Below are 9,321 nucleotides of genomic sequence, written 5' to 3'. Positions count from 1 at the left end.
ATGTCTTGTTGTTCTATGGGTTGCGAATCAAGCAAGTTTCGCTTGTTGGATAATATTTAAAGAACTCTATGAAAAAGGCCGGACAGTAGTGTAAAAATATCTATCAATGAACGAAATTTTATTAAATATATAGTGCCCTAAGCGCTGCTGCATAGAGGACAGGCTTTACCAAAGACTTTCCTTAGGCACTGCTTCAGGATGTTTTCTGTCAACGCAATAATGAAAAGAACCGTATTGGGATTTAATTTTAATAGCTGAAAATAATATCTTAGGAAAGAAAGCTGAGATATAATTGTCTGTTATACTCCTAAGTCGGCATAAAGCTGGTAAAACCCCGATATTTGCAGCTTATCTTTTATTTCAAAAGTAAGTTCCATTATATCGGCAGGCTTGAGTTTATTAGTAGCTTTAGCGGCGGATGATAAAAACAAGTTTGCCCAATGAGCGAAGGCAGTAAGAGTTTCCTCATCAGATTTTGCAGACAAACCTTTTATTACAGATACGATGCTGTTATTATCGACAGTTAAGCTGGACAAGAGCGGATAAGTTGAAACCAGCTCATCTTTTGCCTGACGAAGATATTTTGTAGCCATATATGCGCCAATCTTCTCCACACAATTTGAGGAGATGATATTAATTGCATTAATAAGGAATTCTGTGCCGACATCCGGTAAGCTGGAAACTGTTTCCGTCTTAACCCCGGATTTTTGATGAGTAAGTTTTCGACTTATTGCGTGAACTGCTTCTCGACAGACAAATCCGAGTGTATTCAAATTAAGTTCAGGCTGTCCTATAATTATAATTATTTGTTTCTCGCGATTGTATATTCGAGCCGCACCTTTTTCAAAGAAAAAATCCATCGACATATTTTTGGTTAGCGATTTGCCAAAATGTAATAGCGGCAAGGCAATTCTTTTTATATCATCGGTGGTATAAGAAGCCGGCATTAATTCGTAAGTTAGAGAACGATTTTTATCTACGACAATCGTGCCTATTACTCCTTTTACCGCTCTGATATTAGCCAGTATATTATTCATTATATCCTAACATTTTCCAATTCTTTAATAACTTTTGAAATATCAGCATCCGATTTTAAATTTAAAAAATATGTTTCACCGGCAAAGCCTGTCAAAATGAATTTCTCATTGTCAATTGTACCGACTGATTTTTTAAGTTTTCCCAACCGAGTGCTCTGGGAAATCCCTATCACTAAATTGCGCAGCAATTCAACATTTTTTAGGACTTGGTTTTCTGAACTTATAGAATTTGTGTTGTTCGAGGAACCGGTAAAATCAATTTTCGTTACGTTTAAAATCCCGCATATTAGACGTAATTTGTCCTCAGGAGTAACATCGATAGACATAGCTGCGCTAAGAAATTCCTTAGCCTTTAAAGATACTACTTTAGCAATGGAGATATGTTGTTTTTTAACCGCTTTTTCTGCTTTGTGAAATCTCTCCTCATTATCAAAGGACTCATTATATGCTTTGTCCACTTTATGAACAACCTGTCCCTCAATCGACACTGATGTAACAATTTTGCCTGCTGCTTTTGGAAATTGCTCAGAAACCTGATTATCGTCCGACAAAGAGATAAATTCTGTCTGCAAAATAAATTTCTTGCCATTGGCTTTGACAGTCGATGTTAATCCCGCTGGAATTTTATTCATAATATAAATATTATCGGCATGAGCACGGCTAATTTAATACATATTGGCAAGATATTAGCAAAACAAATCACGGAGATTGCGTTGAAAATCGGGCAAAATTAAATATCTAAAAACATTTCACAATAGTCATTCCTTTGCGAAACACGAGCCATTTAGCGATTGGCATACATCCTTGTGCCCCAATCGATTATGAAACTGTACGCAGTGAGCTTATCCTGTAGTCGAAGTTTGGACGAGTCTGCGACCCCCGACCTGTATGTTCAGAAAAAAATCGGGAAAATTTCAGATGCTGTTTTTGCTTGACATTAAGATTATTCGGGTTTATATTTACAAGTGAGTAAGTGCTTAGGTGCTTAATTAAAGAGAAGCATAAAATGAAATTTTAGCGAAGTTAACTGAGGTTTGCTATAGTTGTAGCAAACCTTTTTTAGTTATATCTTAAAACAAGGAGTAATAATGAAAAAATTATTTGAAATCAAGCGGTTTTTAGTTCCCTTTATTATATTAAGCTTAACAATCATACTCTTTATTCTAAATTGCACTAAAGAGACAATTATAATCTATAAGCCCTTTACCAAGAGTGTAACCCTAAAATATCCTCCTGATAGCGATCCGATTCTTGAAACAATGCCCTCATTAATTTGGGAATTACTGGATGAAGCTGTGAACTATCAGGTTCAGCTTGCCAGCGACCCGGCTTTTAGCAGTCTTGTTTTTACCAAAGCTGAAAATGATACAATGTATTTATATCAATCGGATATTGACAACGGCCATTATTATTGGCGCGTGCGAGCTAAAAATACCGATAATATTTGGGGGGACTGGTCTGATGCCAAAATCAGGTCTTTCCATATTGGTGAAAATCAGGAAGTTGTTAGATTAACCTATCCGTTAAATAGCATGATGTTTGCTGCAACACCTCAACTTATATGGAGAACTTTTGAGGAATCTATTAATTACAGTGTTCAAATTTCGGGAGATGTTGATTTCTCGGTTTGTATTGTTGATACCGTAATTAGTGATACTACATATAGATATGAAAACCAACTCAGTAATAGTCTGTATTTTTGGAGAGTATCAGCTCAAATAAATGATTCAAGTTGGAGCGCTTTATCGGAAGCGACTATCTGGTTTTTCCGAATCAGCGATGGTTCCGAATATGATGTTGATGTTGTTGAGCTTGTTTATCCGCCAAATACAGGTCTTACCTTTGTTGAATCTCCCGAGTTAATTTGGAATAGATTGGAAGACGCTGAAAAATACCAGATTATGATTGCTACAAATTCATCATTTACAAATATTGAAGTAAACGATACCACATTCGGCGATACTGATACTACTTACACATGCGGCAATTTTAGCAACGACTTGTATTATTGGAGAGTAAGAGCTCAAAATGATATTAATGTTTGGGGGGATTGGTCAGATGCAATGGTCTGGTCATTTAGAATTAACAATAGCTCAAATTATATCGGATTGCTTGCAGTCGCTAGTACGCCGGGAACTGCTCAGGATGTTTTTGTAAATCCGGAAAAACCCGACAGCATTGTGGCATATGTTGCCGATGGACATGCGCTATTAACGATGTTTGATGTTACTAATCCGGCTGAGCCGGTTTATCTTGCTAATATCGATAGAAGCGACGGAGATTTCGCTCAATCGGTATGGAAAGTTCATGATGATCATATCGCCTATGTTGCCGATATGGACGGAAAAATTATGGCTTTGGATATTAGATATCCCTACGATCCGGATTCCTATAAAAGCAGGTGCCTTTTCTGGGAACAAAATCTCGAATGCTTAACAGGCATTTCTTATCCCTATCCGGATACGCTATATCTCTTTTCGGTTCATTCGGGATTCAGCAAGCGATATATTTGCTTCAATCAGATTGTGTATGTCGATAGCGTACCCCAATTTGGCGATGCTTATAATGTTTTACCTATTAAACTTCCCTCCGATCCTGAAGGTGTCTGCTTTGATACGATGTCTATCTATGTTGAATATTGCGATACGACAAATGATATATATACAGTTGAATATCAATCCGGAATGTTTGTATTCGTAGCGGTTTCACAGGTGGGTTTATGGTGGCTTAATGTCTCTGCAACCCATACAGCCGATGGCGTGGATTCGCTTCTATTAAACAGCCCTCAGATTTTGGGTTGGGGCGATACGCCATCAATAGCATTGGCTGTAACTACTCAGGGTGGTTTTGCGTATGTTGCCGATGACCGCGGCGGGTTACAGATTTTCGATTTGCCCGATACCATACCATCGTTTGACCACGATTCATTATATTCCGCTGACCCTGTGCTTATTAGCAATATTAACACCTCAGGCAGAACCAAGGACGTTCATGTTGTGGGCAATCGCTGCTATCTTGCCGATGGTTCTGGTGGTTTGAAAGTTATCGATATTTCCAATCCTTATGCTCCTTGCTTCTTAGCGGCTTACAGTACACCGTATGCATATGGTGTCTGGGCTGATGAGGATAATTCATATATTACGGATAGAGATAACGGTTTAATGATCTTTGAAAACAGATAGAATTAACTTATTGTGTGATAACGGAATAGTATTGATATTAAACGAAAATAGAATAGAGGAAACCTACTGTTATTTTTACGATATTTGTATAACAATATCAATTTATTAAATAAAATTCTTGCAATATTAAGATAATAATATTATTATATAGATATAACTTCTAACGTTAGGAGCGTTTATGAAAAAAACTTTACTAATCATCATCATGATGCTTTTGATGGGCAATATCCCGGCAATTGCTTATCAGAGTTTATGGGAGGTTTACGATGAGGCGGGTGGCAGTGGCGAGTACGATAAATGGCTCGATCTCGACCCCAGTATTGAATACTTGGGAAACCTAAATATCACGACCGGTTTAAACGTCTATATTAATGGACATGGTGCATTAATTCATGGTCGCATAAACACTGGAGCAATTTGTGTCAGCGGTTCTCATCTCGATATTGAAAACTGCGTTATTATAGACGGTCATGCCGGCCTCTATATTGGCTCTGGATCATCAGCCATAATTAAAAATAACACTATTACAGGGATGACGGATTCTGGAATTAGAACATTCTATATTGGCATCGGAGCTAATACACAGATATATGATAATATTATAACTGATTGCTATTATGGATATTTTGGCATCGAGAATGAGATTCCGGGTTACATAGGCTTTAATACGGTTTACAATACAATTAGCTATCGCTATGCTGAATTTTGCCCTGGCTGAGGCGGCGATGAGGTAAACCCATTTAACCCCGGTCTGGGGGATCAAGACATGGATCCGCTTTTTGTCGATGAAGACAACAACAATTTCCGTTTACAGGATGATTCTCCCTGTAGAAATTCCGGCCGTTATGACGGTGATAGAGGGGCATTATTCGAGATTTCCTCTATCGAATCTGAAAGAGATCAACCTGACAACTTTATACTGGCAAACAACTATCCTAATCCGTTTAACGCTTCTACTATTATCGAATACAGTTTACAGAAACAATCTTTTGTAACTATCGAAATTTATGATATACTTGGCCGCTGTGCAGCTACTCTCGTAAGCGAAGAAAAATCTGCTGGCTCTTATCAAATTGCCTGGCATGCAAACAATCAATCATCCGGCGTATATTTTTACAGCATTAAAACAGATGGTTTTGTGCAAACGAAAAAGATGACGCTGCTGAAATAATACGGTTTGGAATATTTAATTTTCTAATATTCTTTTCTGTTGGCAATTATTACAAAATATCAGGCTTGTTAAAATAAACAAGCCTGATTTTTCTTAGGCTTAATTGGCAGATACTTCTATACCGGATTATTCATAAAGTCAATTATATTATTAGGAATCAGCTTTTAATCTAATAGACAATAATATGATAGAAATAGTATCGGGACCAATTAAGAATACAGAGTGTTTTTGCGCTGTTAAAAATTACCTTGTATTGTCGGAAGTTACTTCCGACAGCTCTGGTAGAAAAGTCTGCCTATGGCGGATTAAGTTTTATAAAGAATGCAGGCTGATAGTAAAATTTTATTTATAGGCATGATAAAACTTGACATGTAATCTTATGTTGATATAATTGCAAAAGCAAAAATTAGCTTATTTTTACAAAAACGAATTGGAGGAAAAAGTGAGAACAATAAAATTGACGCTAATTGCTATATTACTCTTAACTACTGCCTGTATTTTTAAGCATGAACAGATTGATAAAGATTCCATGATATTAGCCAGTGTCGATGGTAAATCGATTAGCGGCGCTCAACTCGATTCAATTGCCGAGTCATCAAATATCATTATCAGCGATACTACCAACATTGAATCGTTGAAAGCTGCTTTACTGGATTCACTAATTGACTTAGCGTTAATTGATATCAGAATAGACTCAATGGCAGCAGAACTTGAATATGACAGGGAATTTCTTGATAAACGCACAAATGATTTGGTAAATGTTGTTTTAAAGATAATGTACCAGGGAGAAATTGTTGCTAATGTCAGCATAGATTCCAGCGAAATAGTTGAGTATTATCAACAAAACCTTGATAAATTTATAGACCCCGAACAAGTTAAAGCCGCTCATATTCTGATTAAGATTCCCCCTCCCGATACAGCCGGTTTGAATTCGGAAGATAAAAAGAAAAAAGCTATCGATATAAATATCGAAGAGACAATAGCGCGGGCTAAAGCTGTTTATGAGAGGGCCAAAAAAGGCGAAAATTGGGATAGCCTGGTTGTTAAATATTCACAGGATAGAAGCAATAATCAGAAAGGCGGCGATCTGGGTTATTTCCCTCGCGGCAGAATGGTGCCTGCTTTTGATTCTGCCTCTTTTGCCGCTAATATCGGGGATATAATTGGACCGGTTAAGACCAGTTTTGGCTATCATATTATCAGGATAGACGACCATAAGTCAGAAGTACAGCTTGAGCTTGATAAAAAACTATTTGACAAAATTAAAACTCAGTTGTCTCGCGCTAAGGAAAAAGAATTAACCGATAAATTTGTCGATTCATTAAAAACTAATTTTACACCCGTTTATAATGAGGAAATACTGAACAAACCCGATAGCACACTCGACCCGAACGAGTGGGTGATGATTGTCAATGAGAAAGACACTGTATTCGAGAATGAGATGCAGAATAAATATCCGAAATATCTGCGAATGAATCAAATTACCGAGCCAACAATAAACGACAAGAAAAATTTTTTACAAGAAATTGCCATTAATCCGCTTCTTCGAGCGGCCGGAAAGAGTCTTGGTTATTACGATGACCCCAAGGTTATCCAGGTTAAGGATGAGGTTACCCGCAAAGAGGCTTCTCTTAGGGTAAAACATATATTGCGCAATCTTGAATACCAGCCCTCCGAGGAAGAGATGGAGCAATATTATAAAGAAAATTTTGAAAAACGCTATAGAGAGAAAAAACCGCTTCACGTTCAGCATATTATTTTTAAGGATTCATCGACAGCTTTAATTATAAGAGATTCGCTTGAGGCGGGCGCTGATTTTAAAACAATGGCTCTAAAATATTATCCCGGCGAACCTGAAATCAGAGAGGTTGCCTACGACCTTGGCTATATTTCCGAGCAGGAATTAGGCGAAGAATTCTTTAGTATTGTCAACAGCCTTGATAAAGGCAGCATCTCTCTGCCGTTTAAAACCGAATGGGGCTACCATATTGCAAAGCTTGTCGACCGCAAATCCGATAAAAAGCTTAACCAGGTTAAACCCGGTATCAAAAGGGCATTAATCGAGCAAGCAGATTCTATTGTGAAAAGGCAGGTTATGGAGCAGTGGCGAGCCAATGCGGAGATTGTAATAGATACTAAAACGCTGAATAAATATAAATTTCCCGAAACGATACGTGTGGTTGAAATTGCTCCCAAGGGATGATTCATGACTGATGGAAACGCAGTCAATGATGATTCATTTATAAGCTGGAAAGGCGAGATTTGCCGTAAGGGGATACATCTTCTTTCGTTAACTATGCCTATGGGCTTTTTTCTGTTTTCTTCGGAAATAGTAATAATTTGCCTTTTAATCGCATTTACTTTTGCCGGTATGTTTGATTTATTGCGGCTTTTCGGTAATGAGAAAATTAAGCGGTTTTTAGCGAAATATTTTGGCTTTATTATGCGTCCCAGGGAGAAAAAAAGTTTTTCCGGAGCTACCACTATATTATTAGCCGGCATATTAGTCTATTTATTATTTGATATTCCGGTAGCGGCCGCCTCAATGGTGATTATTGTAATAGGCGATACTGCCGCGGCGCTTTTCGGACGGCGTTTCGGCAGTATAAGATTTCACAACAAATCTCCTCAGGGAACGCTGGCATTTATTGCGGCCTCCGCTATTGTTGTCTCTTTCGTCCCCGATTTGAAATATACAATCGCTTTGGGAGGTGTGCTTGTTGGCGCATTATTTGAATTTTTACCACTTTATATCGATGATAATCTCACCGTGCCATTAGCCTCCGGGTGTTTAATGCATTTTTTACTGGCTTAAAGTCGTTAATGAGATTTTTTTAACTCCATATTTTACAGCCATGCCTGCCGGCAGGCAGTAATTTCATAATGGCAGTGATTATCATATAGGGCATTGCTATGAATTGATACCATTACACGTTTGGGCAAAAAATACCATCACAGAAAAATAAAATATTCGACAACTTTCTTATTATTTTTTACAATCGTCAACACACCCCTAAATCCCCCGCCAGTGGCGGGGGATTTTAAATTGTGTAATCATATAACGTGTTAACATAGATATTATTCCCCTCTTGGGAGAGATTAGGGTGGTTGGTATGCGTCCTCGTGCATTTTATTTATTACCCTCTTGAGAGGGGGTGTGTTTATTTTTGGTTACCCATCACCGCTTAATAACAAAAGGAATTTATTTGCAGTCCACTTTAAAATATGGGATAAAATCCGCCTATACTTAATCTGAAGGGGGAATATTTGTGGTCAAATCCTTGCTTTGCTCATTGCTTTCATCTGAGTTGGCTCTATAAGCAAAAGGTTTTATTATCAACCAGATACCCATGCAAATTAATAGGATTGGCCAAGCCCAATTCCAAATACTTCCATGAAATAAACCAAAATTGCGAAGAAGATATAAAGCGCCTATACATAATAAAAATATTCCAAACAACATGACATTCTCCTTTTTAATAAACTACGCAAATTACTATAAACAGTTTCAAACCAATTCGTCAATACTAAATTTATTTTATTACACTTCACTACTGTCCGGCCTTTTTATAGAGTTCTTAAAATAATGCGCAAACAATCGAAACTTGCTTATTTCATAATCCATAGAGCAGCGGGATGTTGGGCGGCTCCGATAAACATCGGCACTTCATCTTTTATTTTGTTAAATATTTATAGATAAGATTTCAGTAATTGATTTTAATTTGATGATTACCCATTTACGTTATTCCCCTGCCGCGGCGGGGGAATCCAGGAAGCTGTTCGTTAATTCAAAGTTGGATAACAAGAATACCATGCCCCGTGTCCGCAGACAGGCGGGCGCCGGCAGGCAGGAAGTGTCGGCATGACCAATCTATAGATTCCCAATCAAGTTGGGAATGACGCGGACGGTGTTGGGAATGACGCGGGCAGC

General features: G+C 37.8%; 8 protein-coding genes. 5 read left to right on the top strand and 3 right to left on the bottom strand.

Features of this window, described 5'->3' with window-relative positions; translation table 11 throughout:
• Window positions 1-299 precede the first annotated feature (299 nt).
• Both J7K40_11295 and J7K40_11290 read right to left on the bottom strand, forming a co-directional pair.
• A complete protein-coding gene (locus J7K40_11295; GenBank protein MCD6162981.1) occupies window positions 300-1,037 on the bottom strand; it encodes a hypothetical protein in 738 nt (245 codons plus the stop codon).
• Window positions 1,037-1,669, bottom strand: coding sequence for a hypothetical protein (locus tag J7K40_11290; GenBank protein MCD6162980.1), 633 nt, complete (start codon window positions 1,667-1,669; stop codon window positions 1,037-1,039). The genes J7K40_11295 and J7K40_11290 overlap by 1 nt, the downstream gene beginning before the upstream one ends.
• A 456-nt stretch (window positions 1,670-2,125) precedes the next feature.
• Here J7K40_11290 and J7K40_11285 point away from each other — a divergent pair, with 456 nt between their 5' ends.
• From J7K40_11285 to J7K40_11265, 5 genes are all read left to right on the top strand, one after another.
• Window positions 2,126-4,219 carry a DUF4962 domain-containing protein gene (locus J7K40_11285; protein MCD6162979.1) on the top strand — a complete coding sequence of 698 codons (2,094 nt, stop codon included), beginning with the start codon at window positions 2,126-2,128 and terminating at the stop codon, window positions 4,217-4,219.
• Window positions 4,220-4,397: 178 nt separating this feature from the next.
• Window positions 4,398-4,937, top strand: a complete 540-nt coding sequence (locus tag J7K40_11280) for a right-handed parallel beta-helix repeat-containing protein (GenBank protein ID MCD6162978.1) — start codon at window positions 4,398-4,400, stop codon at window positions 4,935-4,937.
• Window positions 4,938-4,985: 48 nt separating this feature from the next.
• Entirely contained in the window at window positions 4,986-5,390 is a 405-nt protein-coding gene (locus tag J7K40_11275) for a T9SS type A sorting domain-containing protein (protein MCD6162977.1), read from the top strand.
• Between the two features lie 442 nt (window positions 5,391-5,832).
• A complete protein-coding gene (locus J7K40_11270; protein MCD6162976.1) occupies window positions 5,833-7,593 on the top strand; it encodes a peptidylprolyl isomerase in 1,761 nt (586 codons plus the stop codon).
• Window positions 7,594-7,596: 3 nt separating this feature from the next.
• Window positions 7,597-8,205, top strand: coding sequence for a hypothetical protein (locus tag J7K40_11265; GenBank protein ID MCD6162975.1), 609 nt, complete (start codon window positions 7,597-7,599; stop codon window positions 8,203-8,205).
• A 432-nt stretch (window positions 8,206-8,637) separates the two neighbouring features.
• Here the strand turns inward: J7K40_11265 and J7K40_11260 are convergent, their stop codons facing one another.
• Window positions 8,638-8,853 (bottom strand): hypothetical protein, encoded by a 216-nt coding sequence (locus tag J7K40_11260; protein ID MCD6162974.1) that lies wholly within the window; start codon window positions 8,851-8,853, stop codon window positions 8,638-8,640.
• Between the last annotated feature and the right edge of the window lie 468 nt (window positions 8,854-9,321).

The sequence above is a fragment of the Candidatus Zixiibacteriota bacterium genome (assembly GCA_021159005.1).
Lineage (GTDB): Bacteria > Zixibacteria > MSB-5A5 > UBA10806 > 4484-95 > JAGGSN01.
This window is presented reverse-complemented; position numbering and strand designations above follow the sequence as displayed.

What these genes read in the sequence shown, in the direction of transcription:
- J7K40_11295 (MCD6162981.1), bottom strand. Translation starts at nt 1,037, where the DNA reads ATGAATAATATACTGGCTAATATCAGAGCGGTAAAAGGAGTAATAGGC.
- J7K40_11290 (MCD6162980.1), bottom strand. Translation starts at nt 1,669, where the DNA reads ATGAATAAAATTCCAGCGGGATTAACATCGACTGTCAAAGCCAATGGC.
- J7K40_11285 (MCD6162979.1), top strand. Translation starts at nt 2,126, where the DNA reads ATGAAAAAATTATTTGAAATCAAGCGGTTTTTAGTTCCCTTTATTATA.
- J7K40_11280 (MCD6162978.1), top strand. Translation starts at nt 4,398, where the DNA reads ATGAAAAAAACTTTACTAATCATCATCATGATGCTTTTGATGGGCAAT.
- J7K40_11275 (MCD6162977.1), top strand. Translation starts at nt 4,986, where the DNA reads ATGGATCCGCTTTTTGTCGATGAAGACAACAACAATTTCCGTTTACAG.
- J7K40_11265 (MCD6162975.1), top strand. Translation starts at nt 7,597, where the DNA reads ATGACTGATGGAAACGCAGTCAATGATGATTCATTTATAAGCTGGAAA.
- J7K40_11260 (MCD6162974.1), bottom strand. Translation starts at nt 8,853, where the DNA reads ATGTTGTTTGGAATATTTTTATTATGTATAGGCGCTTTATATCTTCTT.